This window comes from Luteitalea sp. TBR-22, from assembly GCF_016865485.1.
Lineage (GTDB): Bacteria > Acidobacteriota > Vicinamibacteria > Vicinamibacterales > Vicinamibacteraceae > Luteitalea.
On the sequence record NZ_AP024452.1, the window covers coordinates 3,470,581 to 3,487,979 of the forward strand.

Here is a 17,399-nt window from a genome sequence, read left to right on the forward strand (position 1 = left end):
CGCGCACCCGGGCGCCCCCGCGATCCTGTCGAGTTCCCTTGGATTGCGTCGAGATAAGTATACGTGCATGTATACTTTTCCACAGGAGTACTTCATGCCTCAGGTGACGTTGTACGTGAAGGACAGCGATCAACCGGTCTGGGAGTCGGCCAGGAGCCTGGCGGCGGCGCGCGGCGAGAGCCTGTCTGCCCTGGTCACCACCGCGCTCGAACTGGTCGCCGGACGCCGGGACGCGCGGCCTGCGCCCCGCGGTGAGATGGCGCCGGTCGAACTGGTGGGTTGGGACTTCCGCAACCGTGACGTGCCCAGGACGCTTCGCTTCACGGGCGTGAAGGTGGCGCAAGTGGGTACACTCTCGGCGTACCTCACGCGAGCGCAGAAGATCATCCTCGAGGAATGGGAACTCCTCGACGAGCGCTACGTGGCCGTGTTCGATTCCTACGAGGCGCTGCAGGCCCACCCGGTCGCGCAGGCCCTCGACAGCCGCCTGCTGGCCGACATCGCTGCGGCCGTGGGCACCCCCTTCGTGGAGACCATCGAATGAGACCTGCCCTGCTTGCCGTTGCCGCCCTGCTCCTCTCCTCCGTTCCCGCCGCGGCCCAGACCGCCATCGACGGCATCCGCACCGAGTTCGCAGCCGTGAAGGCGCAGGTGATGACGGCGGCCAACAAGGCCCCCGAATCGATCTACGGATTCCAGGCGACGCCGGAGGTCTTCACGCTGCGCAAGCAGTTCCTGCACATCGCCGACGCGAGCTACAGCATCTGTTCCGGGCTGGCGGGCACGCCCGGCAAGCGGCCCAAGGTCGACGCCGACGCGCCACTGGCCAAGGCCGACGTGCTCGCCGCGCTGACCGGCGCGTTCGACTACTGCGACGCGGCACTGAAGGCCGCCACCGACGCGACGCTGGCCGAGACGGTGAAGACGGCCAACGGCACCGCGCGCGTCAAGAGCTACTACGCGGCGCATCTGCTCGCCCACACGGGCCTGCACTACGGCAACGTGGTCACCTACATGCGCCTGAACAAGCTGTCCCCGGGCGAGCAGTAGGACAGGCTCCGACCATGCGTGCGCGTCGACCTGAAGGTCGACGCCTACGCATTTCTGCTCGTACCTGCCGACCTTCAGGTCGGCAGGCAGCGCGCGCTACGCCAGCAGCGCGTCGACGACCTTCCCGTGCACGTCGGTCAACCGGAACCGGCGGCCCTGGTGAAAGTACGTGAGCCGTTCGTGGTCCACGCCGAGCAGCCGCAGCATCGTCGCGTGCAGGTCGTGCACGTGGACGCCGCCGTCGACGATGTTGTAGCCGAAGTCGTCGGTGGCGCCGTGCACGTAGCCGGCCTTCACGCCGCCGCCGGCCATCCACATCGAGAAGCAGCGCGGATGGTGATCGCGCCCGTAGTTGGTCGCCGTCAGCTTCCCCTGCGAATAGCTGGTACGACCGAACTCCCCGCCCCACACCACGAGCGTGTCGTCGAGCAGGCCGCGTCGCTTCAGGTCGGTCACCAGTGCCGCGCTCGCGCGATCGGTCTCGCGGCACTGCCGCTCGATGCCTTTCGGCAGGCTGTCGTGCTGATCCCAGCCCTGGTGATACAGCTGGATGAACTTCACGCCCCGCTCGGCGAGGCGCCGCGCGAGCAGGCAATTGGCGGCGAAGGTGCCCGGCTGCCGCGCGTCGGGGCCGTACAGCTCGAAGGTCTCCGCGGTCTCGCCCGACAAGTCCATCACGCCCGGCACGCTGGCCTGCATCCGGTACGCCATCTCGTACTGTGCGATGCGCGCGTCGACCTCCGCATCGCCGATCTGCGCCGCTGCCTCGGCCTGCAGGTCGCGCAAGCGGTCGAGGAGCGCGCGCCGTGACTGCGGACTCACGCCGGCAGGATTGGCCAGGTACAAGACCGCGTCCTTGCCGCTGCGGAACTGCACCCCCTGATGCTGCGACGGCAGGAAGCCGCTCCCCCACAGCCGGGAGTACAGCGGCTGATCGACCTTTCCTGGCGTGATCAGCACGACGAAGGCCGGCAGGTCATCGGTGTCGCTGCCCAGGCCGTAATGCACCCAGGCGCCCATGCTCGGGCGCCCGGCGATCTGCGACCCGGTCTGGAAGAACGTGATCGCCGGATCGTGGTTGATCGCGTCCGTGTACATGGACCGCACGACGCAGAGCTCGTCGATCACGCGCGCCGTGTGCGGCAGCAGGTCGGAGACCCAGGTGCCCGACCGGCCCGCCCGCGAGAACCCGAACTGCGAGCCGGCCAGCGGCAACGACGACTGGTTGCCGGACATGCCCGTGAGCCGCTGCCCCTGGCGCACCGAATCGGGCAGTTGTTCGCCGTTGCGCGCCCGCAGTACCGGCTTGTCGTCGAACGTCTCCATCTGCGACGGGCCGCCCGCCATGAACAGGTAGATGACCCGCCTGGCGCGAGGCGTGAAGTGCAGCGCGCGACCGAGGACGCCGGGCGTCGCCGTGGGGCCCGCCGCTGCGGCGACGCGCGGGTGCACGAGACTGCCGAGGGCCACGCTGCCCAGGCCCATGCCGACGCGTTGCAGCAGCGCACGCCGCGAGAGACCGGCGGTGGGCAGATCGCCCGTGCAGTGATGGATGCTCATCCGGCCCGCCTCATCGGGTGACCACGAAGGCCTCGGTGTTCATGATCAACGTCGTCACGGCCATCGTCGCCGCGACGTCGATGACCGGCAGCCGCGCATCGCGCGGACGCTCGCCGACGGCGAGCCACTGCGCGGCCGCCTTCGGATCGGCCGCCGCGAACCGACGTTGCTGCGCGGCCGCCTCGGCGAGCACCCGCGCCTCGGCGGCCGTCGGCGGACGGCCGGCCAGTGCGAGAAAGGCCGCGCGATGGCGCGCCTCCGGGTCGGATGGATGCGCGCGCACCAACCGCTCGGCGAGGACCCGCGCCGCCTCGACGAACTGCGGGTCGTTCAACAGCACGAGCGCCTGCAGCGGCGTCTGCGTCGTCTCGCGCCGCGCCACGCACACCTCGCGCGAGACCGCGTCGAAGGTCGTCATCGACGGCGGCGGCGACGTGCGTCGCCAGAACGTGTAGAGGCTGCGCCGGTACAGCGCGGCGCCGTGATCCTGCACGTACTTCTGCCCCGTGCCCGACTGCTCCCAGAGCCCCTCGGGCTGATAGGGCTTCACGCTGCGCCCGCCGACCCGCCGCACCAGCAGCCCACTCGCCGCGAGGGCGCTGTCGCGCACGTGCTCGGCGGGCAACCGCACGGCCGGCCCGCGCGCGAGTCGCAGATTCTCTGGATCCTGTCGCACCAGGTCGGGAGACGCGTCGGAGGCCTGCTGGAACGTCTGCGAGCCGACGATCAGGCGGTGCATCGCCTTGACGTCCCAGCCGCTGTCGATGAAGCGAGCGGCGAGCCAGTCGAGCAGCTCGGGGTGCGTCGGCTGGCGTCCCTGGCTGCCGAAGTCCTCGGCCGAGGCCACCAGGCCGCGACCGAAATGCATCTTCCAGATGCGGTTGACGGCGACCCGCGCCGTGAGGGGGTTGTCGCGGCTGGTGAGCCAGCGCGCCAGGCCGAGCCTGTTGCGCGGCTGATCCTTCGGCAAGGGCGGCAGGCTGGCCGGCGTGTCGCGCGGCACCACCGGGCCGGGCGCGTCGTAGGCGCCGCGCGCGAGCAGGTGCGCCGGACGCGCCTCGGGCAGTTCCTCCATCACCATCAGTTCCGGGACGAGCCTGATTCGCCGCTGCTCCTCGACCCGCGCCTGCCGCAATTGCGCCTGCAGCCGCTGCGCCTCGGGCGACACCCTCGCGAGGTAATGGGCGCGCGCCGCTTGCGGCTCCCCGGGAACACGTCCGGCGACTTCCGCCGCCGTCAGCGCGACGTCGTACACGCGCAGGTCGTCGACCAGCCCGTTCCTGAATCCACTGTCGCGGAAGCGGGCACCGATTGTCAGCGGCGTCGGCCTGGCCTGCAGGTCGCCGGCCGCCGGGTCGTACAGGATGTCCTTGTAGAGCCGGTCACGGACGATGTCGACCGGCACGGGCGTGCCGTCGAGGTAGAGCGCGAGCCCTGACGCCCGGCTCGACCCGTCGTACGTGACCACCACCGAGGACCAGGCGCCGCGGGGCAACGGCTCGCGCGCACGAATGGCGATGGCGTTGCCGGGCCAGAAGTGCACGAGCGCGGCCGAGGGCCGGCCGTCCTCGAGGGTGAGCTCGAATCCGCGACTGCCCGCGTCGGTCCAGGCACGCGACTGATGAATCACGACGGCGCGATCCTGCCGCTCGGTCGGCTTGATGCGCAGGGCCACGGAGAAGGCGTCGGTGCGCGAGAACTGACGGACCGACCCGAGCACGGCGGCGTTGTCGCCGCTGAAACGCAACGCCTTGCCGCCGCTTGCCTCCCCATCGTCCACCAGTGCCGGGCCATCCTGGAGGGTGGCGCTGTCCTTTCCGGACAGGCCGGGCGTCGTGCCGTTCACGACGGTGTCGAAGGGGAACGCGGCGATCGGTGACGGGGACACGATGGCCGACGGGCTGCGCTGCCAGCGCTGGAACGCCGGATCGGTGGAAGGCGCGAGCCCCTCGAGCCGATGCTCGAGCGCGGCGATGCGGCGCACCACGCGCGCGTGCGCCGCCTCCTGCGCGTGCGAGGGCCACAGCAGCAGCGACGGCGACGGCGTCGCGTTGGTGAAGTGCGAGTAGAGGCCCGACTCGTCGATGCTGTTGAAGAACGCAAACAGCGAGAAGTAGTCGCGTTGGGTGATCGGGTCGAACTTGTGGTCGTGACAGCGGGCGCATTCGAGCCCGAGGCCGAGCATCGCCGTGCCGAACGTGTTGACGCGGTCGGCCACGTACTCGGTGCGGAACTCGGCCTCGATGCTGCCGCCCTCGTTGGTCTGGCGATGGAGGCGGTTGAACGCCGTGGCGATCCGCTGCGCGCGCGTCGCGCCCGGCAGCAGGTCACCCGCGAGCTGCCACGTCAGGAACTGGTCGTAGGGCAGGTTGGAGTTGAAGGCGCCGATCACCCAGTCGCGGTAGGGCGACATGTCCCGCGTCACGTCGGCCTGGTAGCCGTACGTGTCGGCGTACCGGGCCAGGTCGAGCCAGTCGGCCGCCATCCGCTCGCCGTACGCGGGCGAGGCCAGCAGGCGCTCGATCGCCGCTGCGTAGCGAGCCTCGGACGGGTCGGCGCGGAACGCCTCGAGTTCGGCGGGCGTCGGCGGCAAGCCGGTGAGCGAGAAGGTCACGCGCCGGAGCAGCACGTCCGGCGCAGCGCGGGGCGACGGCGCGATGCCGTCCCCGGCGAGCGCGGCGCGCACGAAGGCGTCCACCGGATGCGACGGGCCCGTGGACGTGGGCGGCACGGCCGGCGCGACGATCGGCTCCCACGACCAGTGCCCGCGGAACTCCGCGCCTTCGACGACCCACTGGCGCAGCAGGGCCTTCTCCGCGTCCGAGAGCGACAGGTGGGCGTCGGCCGGAGGCATCACGTCCTCGTCATCGGGCGCGAGGGACACGCGGCGGATCAACTCGCTCCGCTCGGGCGCGCCTGGCACGACCACCGCCGTGCCGACCTCGAGTTCCTGGAAAAGCCCGTCGCGGGTGTCGAGACGCAGGCGGGCCTTGCGCGTCCGCGGGTCGGGGCCATGGCAGCGGAAGCAACGGTCCGACAGCAGCGGCCGGACGTCGCGGGTGAACGAGACGCGGGTCGAGGTCGCCGCCGACGACGCCTGGCCCGGCGCGGAGGCCGCCGTCGCGGCAGCGAGGGCCGAGGCCAGGAGGCCGGTCGCCAGCCCCCACGACGCCGCCCGCCGCAGGAAGGTCATGCGCGCATTCTGTGAAGCCGTTGGTAGGCTGTCAAACTAGACCGCCATGGACATCCTGTCCGCGTTGCGCCCGTGAACGACCACGCCAGGCCGACCGACGTGCACGCCGTGCATGCCGCGCTGCGTGGCTGGCAGCAACGGGTGCAGGCAGTCATCGAGATCGCCCGCGACACCGACGACCTGGCGGCTCGCCTGCCCGTCCTCGATGCGCTGGCCGATGAACTGGTCGCGGACATCTCTCGTGCCGTCGAAGGACTCGACGTGCTGGCGCACCGCCCGGGCGTGACGTTGCCCGAGGGCACCGACCTGCTACGGGAGGCGCTGGGCAAGGCGCACGACCTGCTCCACGGCATCACGCTGTGGCACCGTGGCCCGAGCGTCGCGGCGCTGCGCAAGGCGCGCGACCACTTCGCGGCGGCAGGGCGAGCGCCGCGCACCTGATGGCCGCGGCGTCGGCCGCACGGCGCACCACCACCGCGGCGGCTCAGGCGGGCGTGACGTCGGGCTGGCCCATCGGCACCCCTCGCGGCCGTCCAAGGGCGGCGAGCCGCTCGGCGACGCGCTCTTCGGGATACCCCTCCTGCTCGGCCGCCAGCAGGCGCTCCACGCACAGTGGCACCAGGCGCTGCCATTCCGGGCCGTCGATGCCGAGGCGCGCGGCCAGGTCGCGGATGCGGTCGGGCGTCCACGAGCAGACGATTGCCGCCACGTCCTCCTCGGGCACGGCGTCGATCCCGTCCGCCGGCGAAGACGCCGGCAGGCGCTTGAAGCGTGTCTCCTCGCTGTCGAGCCATCCCTGCCAGGTTGCATCGCGCTCGGGCGACGAGGACGGCCGGTGGCGGGCCGCCCCCACCAGGTCGAGGGCCGCCGTACGGCACTGCTCGCGGATCGCCAGCGTCTCGGCCGAACCGTAGCGCGCGCAGGCCGCCATCAGCGCCGCCAGGTCATCCAGCCGTGCCTGGCAATGGGTCGGGTCCGAGCCATGCGCGTCGGAGGCCGAGGCGGCCAGGACGTCGGCGGCGCGCTGCCGCAAGACCTCGCACTCCTGCGCGTCGTCGGCACGGGCCTGCGCGAGGGCGTCGGGTGTCACGACGCGGCGCTCGGGCGCGAACAACACGTTGCCATCGCGGTGCAGGAGGAGACGCTCGCGTGGACCTGCCTCCACCACGACCGCCGAGGCGGCCTCGGCAGCAGGCGTGGCTGTGCCCGGCGTCGCCACCCCGGCCAGCGCATCGATCGTCGGCGCCAGGTGTTCCTCGAGCGCGCGCAGGCAGGTCGCCAGTTGGCGGTCCACGTCGGCGGCGACGCCAAGGCGCCCCTCGTACGGACTCCCCGCGTTCGCGCCGAGCAGGCTGCGGGCGACGCGCAGCGTGTGCGGCGGGTCGCCCTCCTCGGGATGTCGCATGGCCTCGTCCGCACGGGTGAACGCACCGTCGAGCGTGGCAAACCACCGGGGGCCGTCGAAATTGCCGCCCTTCAGTCGCAGGCGCGCGCGCATGGCGGCGCGCAGCTGCTCGACGAAGGCATCGCCGTGCCGTCGCCGTGCGGCCTCGCGCACCAGCCAGCCGGCATGCAACAGGAACCAGAAGGGCGCGGGGCCGCGTACCGGCTCGGGAAGGACGGCCGCCAGCGCCTCGAGTTCGGCGTCGCTCAGCCCGAAGTGATCGAACAGCACCTGGTCGACGATGACGTCGGCGACGTGGGCGGCTTCCCTGCCCCATGCCGGGTTGGCCGTGCCCGCGCCACGAGGCACGACGAGGGCGCCGACCCCCGCCACGAGGATCGACACGCTGCCGGCGACGAGGCTGCCCTCCGCCAGCGAGAGTAGACCGAACAGGGCGAGCAACCCCAAAAGCACGTCGAGGAGGCGGGTCATCGGTGAAACGCGACGCGTCGCGCCCCACGGGCGGGTCGCATCCCCGGGGTAATCGGCACGTCGAGCCCCGCTACGCAGGCGACAGCCCGCCCCCCCGCAGCACGCGGCACGCGGCACGGCTCGGCGGCCGCGGCGGCCGACCGGAGTGGCGAAATTGTGAGGGGGGGAGGATTGGTCGGGATGGCGAGATTCGAACTCGCGACCCCCTGAACCCCATTCAGGTGCGCTACCAGGCTGCGCTACATCCCGACCGGCGCCGTACGGCGCGAACGCAGAGTGTACCGCAACCAAGGCGCCGGGGGCTAGGGTCCGGTCACGAGGGGCGACCGGCGTTCCACAATGGCTCCATGACCTCGCCGCGCCTGTCCGTGCTCGACCTCACGCCCTTCCCGTCCGGGTCCACGGCAGGAACGGCCCTGCGCGAGTCCGTGACGTTGGCGCAGCACGTGGAGGCCCTCGGGTATCACCGCTTCTGGCTCGCCGAGCACCACAACACGGGCGCGCTCGCGTGCCCGGCACCCGAGATCCTCATCGGCCAGGTCGCCGCCGCCACCCGCACCCTGCGCGTCGGGTCCGGCGGCGTGATGCTGCCCAACTACAGTCCGCTGAAGGTCGCCGAATGGTTCCGCGTCCTCGAAGCCCTGCATCCGGGTCGCATCGACCTCGGCATCGGTCGCGCCCCCGGCACGGACCAGCGCACTTCGCTGGCATTGCGCCGCTCGCCTCAGGCCCTCATGGCCGAGGACTTTCCGGACCGCGTGCAGGACCTGCTCGCCTACCTGGAGGACGCGCCGACCGCCGATGGCGGTCGTGCGGTGCTCGCCATGCCGACGGGCGTGCCTGCCCCGCCGGTGTGGATGCTGGGCTCGAGCACGTTCGGGGCGCGACTGGCGGCGACGCTGGGACTCGGCTTCGCCTTCGCGTACCACATCGACCCCGCCCCGGCGCTCGCAGCCTTCGAGATCTACCGCACCGCATTCCGCCCGACGCCGCGACGGGAGTCACCCGAGGCCATCCTGGCCGTGTCGGCGATCTGCGGCGAGTCGAGGGCGCATGCCGAGGACCTCGCGTCGAGCGGCGACCTGCTCTGGGTGCGGTTCCTCGGGGGCGACGTGCACCAGCGGGTGCCGTCGGTCGCGGAAGCACGCGCCTACGCCTTCACCGCCGGCGACCGCGCCATCGTCGGTCACGTCCGCAGTCGCCTGCTGCTCGGCACCGCCGCGGACGTGGCCGAACAGGCACGCGGTCTGGCGCGCGCCTTCGGGGCATCGGAGGTGATGGTCACCACCGTGGTCCACGACACCGCAGAACGTCGCGCGAGTTACACGCGGTTGATGGAAGCCTGGCGAGGCTGACGAGCGGGCGCGGGGCGGAGGGAGGAACCCTGGCCGGTCCCGGGCAGCAGCGGATCAGGCGCGTCGCGAGCGCCGGGCGGGCGCCGGGGGCGGGGTCGCGCCGGGCGGCCCCAGCAGGTCCAGCAGCGAGCGCATGTCCTGTTTGACCTTGGCCAGCTTCAGACGCGCCTCCTCGGACACGACCGGCTCGGGCGCCGAGGCGACGACCGGAGCGGCCACCTCCCGCGCCGGGGCACCCCGGCCGGTCACCGGCCTGGCGTTGGCGGCTTCGGCGGCCTGCAACTCGGCGGCGAGGGTGAAGAGGTCGTCCGGGGCCGGTGGCTGCTCGGCCTCGAAGCGACGGCGGACGCCCGAGAGCGTCAGCCCTTCGGTGAAGACGAGCTCACGGATGCGCAGCACCCGCTCGACATCGGCGCGCCTGTAGATTCGCGGGCCGCCGGGGGTCTTCGACAACCCCAGGTCGGGGAACTCCGATTCCCACGAGCGCAGCACGTACGGCTGGATCTGCGCGAGCTCGCACACTTCCCCGGCCTTGAACGCGGGCTTGTCCGGAATCACCACGTCGGGCACGGTGAAAGTATAGGACCTGTCAAAGGCGAACGTTCAGTCTTTCGACGTCGGTCGTGCCTTCCTGACCCTCTTGCCCTCTTCGCCCTTCGGACTCTGACGACGCCCCTCGCGCCTGCGGACGCTGATGCGGATCGGCGTGCCCTCGAACCCGAAGGTCTCGCGCAGGCTGTTGATGAGGAAGCGCTCGTACGAGAAGTGGAAGCCGGTCGCCACGTTGGTGAAGAACACGAACTGGGGCGGCGCGACACCGGTCTGTGCGGCGTAGAGGATCTTGACGTGCTTCTTGTCGGGACTCGACGGTGGATGCTCGCGCGCGAGGCGCTCGACGAAGCGGTTGAGTTCGCCCGTCGTGACGCGCTTCTTGCGGGCCGCGGCCACCCGATCGACGGTCTCGAGCAGCTTGGGCGCGCGCTCGCCGGTGAGCGCCGAGATGTGCAGCAGCGGCGCGTAGTCGAGGAACTTCATCCGGAAGCGCTGCTCCTCGTCGAAATCCTTGTAGTAGCGGTCGCCCTCCCCCTTGGTGAGGTCCCACTTGTTGGCCGCGATGATCATCCCGCAGCCGAGGCGTTCCGCCTCACCGGCAATGGCCGCGTCCTGGTCGGTGGCGCCCTGCGACGCATCGATCACGAGCACGGCGACGTCGGCCCGCTCCATGGCGCGCTTGGCCGTGAGCACGCTGACCATCTCGACGGCGTGAGCGCTGGCCACCTTGCCCGGCCGCCGGATCCCGGCCGTGTCGACGATGCGGAACGTCCGCTTGTGCCACTGCAGCACGGTGTCGATGGCGTCGCGCGTGGTGCCGGGGATGTCGCTGACGATGAGCCGCTCCTCGCGCAGGAGCCGGTTGACCAGCGATGACTTGCCGACGTTGGGCCGGCCGACGATGGCGACCGCGATCTCGTCCGGGTTCTCCTCGCTGCCGCTGCGGCCGACCTTGCCGGCCGCCTTCAGCTGCGCCAGCGCCTCGTCGAGCAGTTCCGGCACGCCCGTGCCGTGCTCGGCCGCGATCTCGAAGACGTGGTCGAAGCCGAACGAGAAGAACTCGTACATGCGGTCGCGCGCGCGCTTGTCGTCGGCCTTGTTGACGGCGAGCAGCACCGGCGCGCTGGTCGTGCGCACGGCGGCCGCAATCTCGTCGTCGCCCGGCAGGCGACCTTCGCGGCCATCGACCACGAAGATGATGAGGTCGGCCTGCGCAATGGCGCGCTTGCCGTGTTCCACGACCATGTCGTGCAGCGGATCCTCGGTGTGGCCGAAGATGCCGCCGGTGTCGACCAGGCGCAACGGCACCTCGTTCCAGGACGCCTCGTGCGCGAGGACGTCGCGCGTCGTCCCGGCCATCGCGTTGACGATGGCGCGGCGGGTCCGCGTGATGCGGTTGAAGAGCGTCGACTTCCCCACGTTGGGGCGTCCGACGAGCACCACGGTGGGCAGCGCGCGGGCGGAGGGTCCTGTCATGCGGGCATCTTGCGGATTGACACTGCTAAACCCCTGAATCTATGCTTCTTAGCGGCTGACGATGATCAAGGTCGACATCATCAACGAAGTGGCGACGATTGCCGACATCACCAAGGTGAAGGCCGAGATCGCCGTCGAGGCCGTCTTCGAGGCGATGCGCGAGGCCATGAAACGTGGCGAGCGTATCGAATTGCGCGGCTTCGGCGTCTTCCAGGTGAAGCCCCGCAAGCGCGGCATTGGCCGCAACCCCCGGACGGGCAAGGAGGTGCGCATCCCGCCGGGCCGCACCATCCGGTTCAAGCCGGGCAAGGATCTCCAGAACATCGGCGGCTGAACTTCCTCCGCCCGTGTCCACGCCTCCCCTGCCTCCGCCCCCCTTCGGCCCCGGCGACGAACCGGATCCGTTCTCCGACGCGCGCCAGGTTCGCTGGTCGGCGCAGGATCAGGCGTGGACGACCGGCCCACTCACGCCACCCGTGGAAGCCCCCGTCCGCATCGGTTCACGCGGCTGGGTCCACCTGCTGCTGCTCGTGCTCACGTTCGTCACGATGACGTGGGCCGGATCGAGCTTCTTCCTGAACTACGTCTCGGCCGTGGGCACGCGGCGAGTGGTGGTCACGGCCCCCGTGGCCTTGCTCGGCGGCCTCTGGTTCAGCGTGCCGGCGCTGTTGATCCTCGGCTCGCATGAACTCGGGCACTACTTCGCGTGTCGATATTACCGGATCCCGGCATCGCTCCCGTATTTCGTGCCGGCTCCGATGTTCTCGATCGTCGGTACGCTCGGGGCGGTGATCCGGATGGCGCTGCCGCGCACCCGACGCGCCCTCTTCGATGTCGGCATCGCCGGTCCGCTGGCCGGCTTCCTCGTGCTGCTGCCCCTGGCCATCTACGGCGTCTCGCATTCGTACGTCGTGCGACTGCCCCGCCAGTTCGCGCTGCAGGGCGGACTCAACCTCGGCGATCCGCTGCTGCTGACCTTGCTGCAGAAGTTCTACTTCGGCGCCCTGCCGGACCGTGCGTTGTTCGTGATGCACCCCACGGGCTTTGCCGCGTGGTTCGGCCTGCTTGCGACGGCCCTCAACCTCTTTCCGGCCGGGCAACTCGACGGCGGCCACATCGTGCACGCGATCGTCGGACGCGCCTCGCGCTACGTGACGCTCGTGTCGGTCCTGATCCTGCTGGGGCTGGCCGTGTTCGTGTCGTACAGCTGGGCGGTGTGGACGGTGCTGCTGGTGCTGATGACCTACGCGTTCGGCCTCGATCACCCGCCGGTCGGCGAGGAACACCTGCCCATCGGGAACGTGCGCCTCGCCCTGGCCGTCGTCGCCGTGGCGATGTTCGCCCTCAGCTTCACGCCGGTGCCGATCAGCCCGATGGACTTCGTCGGCGGCCGGTAGCTGACACGAGCAATTTGAAATTCGAAATTTGAAATTGATCGGCGGCCGCCCTGTCGGCCGTGCCGCTCAAGGCGCCAAGCGGGGCGACCGGCCGAAGGCCGTCGCCCGCGAGAATTTCAAATTTCAAATTTCAAATGACCACCCTCAGAGCATCGTCAGCGGATCGACGTCGACCGTCACGCGCTTCTGCAAGGACGGCATCCCGCTGATCGCCTGGCGGGTCGCCTGACGCATCGCCGCGCGGTCGCGGCCCTTCAGGAACAGCTGCACGCGCGACTCGCCGCGCAACCGCCCGAGCGGCGCCGGCGCCGGCCCGAGCACGCCGAAGCGCTCCGCCGCGAGTGACCGCAGCGTGTCGGCAAGCTGTCCGGCCTCCTTGAGCGCGGTCGCCAGCGACGCGTGCCGCACCACGATGTTGATCAGCGACAGCCAGGGCGGGTACCGCATGCGCTCGCGGTACTCCATCTCGCGCACCACGAACTCGTCGTAGGCCTGCCGCGCCGCCATGCCGATCGCATAGTGGTGCGGATGCAGCGTCTGCACCAACGCGGTGCCGCGGATGTCCCCCCGGCCCGCCCTGCCGGCCACCTGCGTGAGCAACTGGAACGTGCGCTCCGCAGCGCGGAAGTCCGCGACGCCGAGGCCGATGTCGGCCGACACCACGCCGACCAGCGTCACCTGCGGGAAGTCGTGGCCCTTGGCAATCATCTGCGTGCCGACCAGCACGTCGAGCTCGCGACGCGCGAACCGCGCGAGCACCTGCCCGATGGCGCCGCGCCGCTGCATCGTGTCACGGTCCACCCGCGCCACGCGCGCGCCCGGCACCGCCTCGAGCACCGACTGCTCCACCCGCTCGGTGCCCACACCCGTGTACTCGAGGAACTCGCCTTTGCACGAGGGGCACGCCGTCGGGAGCGCGGCTGCGTACCCGCAGTAATGACACCGCACCTGTCCGGCGCGACGATGCACCGTGAGCGTCACCGCGCAGTTGGGGCACTCGGCGCTGTTGCCGCAGCCGCGACACAGCAGCGATGGCGCGTACCCGCGTCGGTTGAGGAGCACCATCGCCTGTTCGTGACGGGCGACACACGCCTGCAACGCCTCGCGCAACGGCTGGCTCAACACGACGTCCGGCCCCTCGGTGGCGAGCACGTCGCGCATGTCGATGGTCTCCACCTCGGCGAGCGGGCGATCGTTGACACGCTGCCGCATCTGCACGAGGCGATACCGTCCCTCCGACGCATGGCGCCACGTCTCGAGCGACGGGGTGGCCGACCCGAGCACGGCCAGCGCCCCGGCGTCCCGCGCCCGCACCAGCGCGGCGTCGCGCCCGTGGTAGCGCGGGCTCTCCTCCTGCTTGTAGGCGGTGTCGTGCTCCTCGTCGACGATCACCAGCCCGACGTCGGGCAGCGGCGCGAACACCGCCGATCGCGTGCCGATGACCACGTCCACTTCGCCGCGGCGGATGCGGTGCCATTGGTCGTAGCGCTCGCCGTCGGACAGCCCGGAGTGCTGGATCGCGACGCGTTCGCCGAACGCCCGCCGGAACAGCGACGCGACGGCGGAGGTCAGGGCGATCTCGGGCACCAGCAGCAGCACGCCGCGGTTGCGCGCCAGCGCCGCGCGCGCCAGCCGGAGGTAGACCTGCGTCTTGCCGCTGCCGGTCACGCCGTGCAACAAGGCCGCGTGGAACCCGCGCTCGAGCAGCGGCTCGAGCGTCGCCAGCGTCGCCTCCTGCTCGCCCGTCAGCGGGAGGAATGCCGGCGCGGCCAGCGCGTCGGACACGCCCGCCGAGCCGCTCGCGAACGGGTCGCGCTCCACGGCGCGCCACTCCACGGTGGCCAGGCCCATCGCGACCAACCGACGCACCACCTCGCTGCCGATGCCCTGGTCGCGCAGCACGTTGGCGTCGACGCCCTCGGGTGAGCCCACCAGCACGGCGCACGCCGCGGCCTGTCGTGCCCCGAGGCGCTGGCTCGCGGGCTCGCTGGCGAGCGCGGTGGGCCGAATCCACCGACGCTTGCGCGCCGCGTCGGCCTTCCCGGTGACCACGGGTTGCAGCCGCACCTGGCCCAGCCTGAGCAGGCGACGCACGGCGCGCGAGACCACGTCGGGCGTCACGTCGGTCGCACGCAGGCGCGTCGCGACGGCACGTGGCACCTGCCGCCGCAGGACCGGTCCCTTCTCGCGCAACAGCGCGAGCACCGCCTCGTCGACCTGATCGTCGAGCGGCAACTCGAAGGCACCGTGCACCTCCACCTCACCCGCGTCCTCGGCCAGGGTGAGGGTCATGTCGCCGCGCAGCCAGCCCTTGGGCGGCATCGCCGCCGAGATCACCTCGCCCGGCCCGGCGAGGTAGTACTCGCCGACCCACAACGCGAGGTCCACCACCGGCTCGGGCAGGAACGTAACGTCGTCGAGCACCTCCAGCACGTCCCGCAAGCGGTCCGGGACGTCGTCTGGCGGGGCGTTGTCGTGGGTGACCAGGCCGGTGACCTTGCGCGGGCCGACGGGCACGATGACGCGCGTGCCGCGGGGCGCCTGCAGGCCGTCCGGCAGGCGATAGGTCAGCAGGCCGAGCCCCGGGACGGGCACGGCCACGCGGACCAGGCGCATCAGCGCGCCTCGCCGCCCTCGACTGCGGCGGGGCCCGTCTCGCCGGGGGCCTGTCGCAGGAGGGAGCGCACCAGCTTCATGTCCTCCCACGTCTCGCGCTTCTTGTCCGGGCTGCGGAGCAGGTACGCGGGATGGAAGGTCGGCACGAGCGTGGCGCCGCGGAACTGGTGGACACGTCCGCGCAGCTTGGTGATCGGCGTGTCGGTGCGCAACAGGCTCTGCGCGGCGAACTTGCCGAGCGCGACGATGACGCGGGGACGCACGAGGTCGATCTGCCGGAAGAGGAACGGCTCGCACACCGCCACTTCGTCCGGCTCGGGGTTGCGATTGCCAGGCGGCCGGCACTTGATGACGTTGGCGATGTACACGTCGTCGCGACGCATCTCGATCGCCTCGATGATCTTCGTGAGCAGCTGCCCCGCCCGACCGACGAACGGGACGCCCTGCTCGTCTTCGTCCGAGCCGGGGGCCTCGCCGACGAACATCAGGTCGGCCTGCGGGTTGCCGACGCCGAAGACCACCTGCTTGCGCCCGAGCTGACAGAGCTTGCAGCGCGTGCACTGTGGGCCGATGTGGGCGCGCAGGGCCTCGAGGGAGTCGAGCGCCGAGAGATCGGCCGTCGGCAATCGGCCGTCAGCCGTCGAGGCGTCCTGCTCGACTGACAGGGCATTCGAGGCACTGGCGATGCGCTCCTCCGGTGCCCGGTGCCCGGCTTCCGCTGCCCGCCTCCCCGTCCACGCCGCGTCGCGGCTGAAGCCGGCGATGCCGAGGTCGGCGTAGAACTGCAGGTGCGCACGCAGTTGCGCGCGGGGATCCTGGCCGTCGCTCATGCTGGCACCATGCGGTCACTGGCGGCCGGGGCGAGCCTGGCGGCGATGAAGTCGACGATGCGCGCGGCCAGCACCGACTTGGCTTCGAGGGGAAACGACTGCGTCCCGCTGGCGGTCACGAAACTCGCGACGTTGGTGTCCACTTCGAAGCCGGCACCGGCCTGGCTGACGTCGTTGGCGACGATCAGGTCGACCTGCTTGGATTCCCGCTTGCGCGCTGCGTAGGCCAGCACGTCGGACGTCTCCGCGGCGAAGCCGACCAGGACGGGATGCGGACGCCCGGCCCGCCAGCCTCCGAGGTCCGCGAGGATGTCGACCGTCCGCTCCAGCGTCACGGTCAGCGGCCCTTCCTGCTTCTTGACCTTGCCACCGGCCGGCCCGCCGGCCGGCGCGTAGTCGGCAACGGCGGCCGCCATCACGATGGCATCGGCGTGGTCGCGCGCCTCGGTGACGGCGGCATGCATCTCCCGGGCGGAACGGACGCGCACCACGCGCATGCCGCCCGGCGGCTCGACGGCGGTAGGCCCGAGCACCAGGGTGACATCGGCGCCTCGCGCCGCCGCCTCGGCCGCCACGGCCATGCCCATGCGCCCGCTCGAACGGTTCCCGAGGTAGCGGACGGGATCGAGGTCCTCGAAGGTCGGCCCGGCGGTCACCAGGACCCGCCGCCCGGCCAACGCACGCGACGGGGCGAGGAGCCGCAGCGCGGCCGCCGCGATCACGTCGGGCTCGGCCAGCCGGCCCTTGCCCACCCAGCCGCAGGCGAGGTAGCCCTCGCCCGGTTCGACCAGGTGGACGCCTCGGCTCCGCAGGGTGGCCAGGTTGGCCTGCGTGGCCGGATGGTCGTACATGTGCGTGTTCATCGCCGGCGCCAGCAGGACGGGCGCCCGCGTGGCCAGGGCCAGCGACGTCAGGAAATCGCCCGCCAGGCCATGGGCGAGCCTGGCGATGGTGTTGGCGGTCGCCGGCACCACCAGGAACAACGCCGCGTCGGAGGCGAGCGCGATGTGCTCGATGTCGGCGTTGGCGCCCGGCGTCCACTGGCTGGTGACGACGCGGCGGCGCGTGATGGCCTCGAAGGTGAGCGGGCCGACAAAGCGCGTCGCGGCGCGCGTCATCACGACCGCGACCTCGTGGCCGGCCTTCTGGAGGAGGCGGACCACCTCGACCGCCTTGTACGCGCTGATGCCTCCGCTGACGCCGACGGCCACCAGGGCCATGCCGAGTGCCTCCTGCGGGACTGCCGGACTAGACCGGGGTGGGCGCCTGCGGGTCGATCGGGGCTTCGTCGGAGTACACGGGCTGTACGAGGCCCTCGAGGACCTCACGTTGCGCCGTGCGCGCCGGCTTGCCACTCGGCTCGACCTTGGGCACGCAGCCCTGCAGCAGCTGCTTGGCACGGGCCGAGGCCACGACGACGAACTCGAAGGCGTTGGGGAGGGTGCTGCGATCGACCATGGGTACTGGCGTTGCTCCGGGCGCTCTCGGGGCCCT

General features: G+C 71.3%; 15 protein-coding genes and 1 tRNA gene. 6 read left to right on the plus strand and 10 right to left on the minus strand.

Annotated elements, in window-relative coordinates:
• Positions 1-94 precede the first annotated feature (94 nt).
• Positions 95-544, plus strand: coding sequence for a hypothetical protein (locus TBR22_RS14385; RefSeq protein WP_239488535.1), 450 nt, complete (start codon positions 95-97; stop codon positions 542-544).
• A complete protein-coding gene (locus tag TBR22_RS14390; protein WP_239488536.1) occupies positions 541-1,050 on the plus strand; it encodes a DinB family protein in 510 nt (169 codons plus the stop codon). The genes TBR22_RS14385 and TBR22_RS14390 overlap by 4 nt, the downstream gene beginning before the upstream one ends.
• A gap of 96 nt (positions 1,051-1,146) precedes the next feature.
• On the opposite strand, the gene TBR22_RS14395 is transcribed toward TBR22_RS14390, so the two are convergent.
• Together TBR22_RS14395 and TBR22_RS14400 are read right to left on the minus strand one after the other, a co-directional pair.
• Positions 1,147-2,610: a DUF1501 domain-containing protein gene (locus TBR22_RS14395; protein ID WP_239488537.1), complete on the minus strand. Its 1,464-nt coding sequence runs from the start codon at positions 2,608-2,610 to the stop codon at positions 1,147-1,149.
• 10 nt (positions 2,611-2,620) lie between these two features.
• Positions 2,621-5,803: a DUF1553 domain-containing protein gene (locus TBR22_RS14400; protein WP_239488538.1), complete on the minus strand. Its 3,183-nt coding sequence runs from the start codon at positions 5,801-5,803 to the stop codon at positions 2,621-2,623.
• A gap of 72 nt (positions 5,804-5,875) precedes the next feature.
• Here TBR22_RS14400 and TBR22_RS14405 point away from each other — a divergent pair, with 72 nt between their 5' ends.
• On the plus strand, positions 5,876-6,244 hold the full coding sequence (locus TBR22_RS14405; RefSeq protein ID WP_239488539.1) for a hypothetical protein: 369 nt from the start codon (positions 5,876-5,878) through the stop codon (positions 6,242-6,244).
• Between the two features lie 43 nt (positions 6,245-6,287).
• Here TBR22_RS14405 and TBR22_RS14410 read toward each other — a convergent pair whose 3' ends face one another.
• Both TBR22_RS14410 and TBR22_RS14415 read right to left on the minus strand, forming a co-directional pair.
• Entirely contained in the window at positions 6,288-7,679 is a 1,392-nt protein-coding gene (locus TBR22_RS14410) for a hypothetical protein (RefSeq protein ID WP_239488540.1), read from the minus strand.
• Positions 7,680-7,851: 172 nt separating this feature from the next.
• Positions 7,852-7,928 (minus strand) — tRNA-Pro (locus TBR22_RS14415).
• A gap of 98 nt (positions 7,929-8,026) precedes the next feature.
• Here TBR22_RS14415 and TBR22_RS14420 point away from each other — a divergent pair.
• Positions 8,027-9,034 carry an LLM class flavin-dependent oxidoreductase gene (locus tag TBR22_RS14420; protein ID WP_239488541.1) on the plus strand — a complete coding sequence of 336 codons (1,008 nt, stop codon included), beginning with the start codon at positions 8,027-8,029 and terminating at the stop codon, positions 9,032-9,034.
• Positions 9,035-9,088: 54 nt separating this feature from the next.
• Here TBR22_RS14420 and TBR22_RS14425 read toward each other — a convergent pair whose 3' ends face one another.
• Both TBR22_RS14425 and der read right to left on the minus strand, forming a co-directional pair.
• A complete protein-coding gene (locus tag TBR22_RS14425; protein ID WP_239488542.1) occupies positions 9,089-9,604 on the minus strand; it encodes a MerR family transcriptional regulator in 516 nt (171 codons plus the stop codon).
• A gap of 33 nt (positions 9,605-9,637) precedes the next feature.
• Positions 9,638-11,062: a ribosome biogenesis GTPase Der gene (gene der, locus TBR22_RS14430; RefSeq protein ID WP_239488543.1), complete on the minus strand. Its 1,425-nt coding sequence runs from the start codon at positions 11,060-11,062 to the stop codon at positions 9,638-9,640.
• Between the two features lie 61 nt (positions 11,063-11,123).
• Between der and TBR22_RS14435 the strand changes: the two genes are divergently transcribed.
• Entirely contained in the window at positions 11,124-11,396 is a 273-nt protein-coding gene (locus TBR22_RS14435) for an HU family DNA-binding protein (RefSeq protein WP_239488544.1), read from the plus strand.
• A gap of 13 nt (positions 11,397-11,409) precedes the next feature.
• Positions 11,410-12,459, plus strand: a complete 1,050-nt coding sequence (locus tag TBR22_RS14440) for a site-2 protease family protein (RefSeq protein ID WP_239488545.1) — start codon at positions 11,410-11,412, stop codon at positions 12,457-12,459.
• Positions 12,460-12,603: 144 nt separating this feature from the next.
• On the opposite strand, the gene priA is transcribed toward TBR22_RS14440, so the two are convergent.
• From priA to TBR22_RS14460, 4 genes are read right to left on the minus strand one after another with little or no spacing between them, the layout of a single operon-like run.
• On the minus strand, positions 12,604-15,075 hold the full coding sequence (priA, locus tag TBR22_RS14445; RefSeq protein ID WP_239488546.1) for a primosomal protein N': 2,472 nt from the start codon (positions 15,073-15,075) through the stop codon (positions 12,604-12,606).
• Positions 15,075-15,905, minus strand: coding sequence for a uracil-DNA glycosylase (locus TBR22_RS14450; RefSeq protein WP_239488547.1), 831 nt, complete (start codon positions 15,903-15,905; stop codon positions 15,075-15,077). The genes priA and TBR22_RS14450 overlap by 1 nt, the downstream gene beginning before the upstream one ends.
• A complete protein-coding gene (gene coaBC, locus TBR22_RS14455; RefSeq protein ID WP_239488548.1) occupies positions 15,902-17,125 on the minus strand; it encodes a bifunctional phosphopantothenoylcysteine decarboxylase/phosphopantothenate--cysteine ligase CoaBC in 1,224 nt (407 codons plus the stop codon). Before coaBC ends, TBR22_RS14450 begins: the two co-directional genes overlap by 4 nt.
• A gap of 28 nt (positions 17,126-17,153) precedes the next feature.
• Positions 17,154-17,363 carry a DNA-directed RNA polymerase subunit omega gene (locus TBR22_RS14460; RefSeq protein WP_239488549.1) on the minus strand — a complete coding sequence of 70 codons (210 nt, stop codon included), beginning with the start codon at positions 17,361-17,363 and terminating at the stop codon, positions 17,154-17,156.
• Between the last annotated feature and the right edge of the window lie 36 nt (positions 17,364-17,399).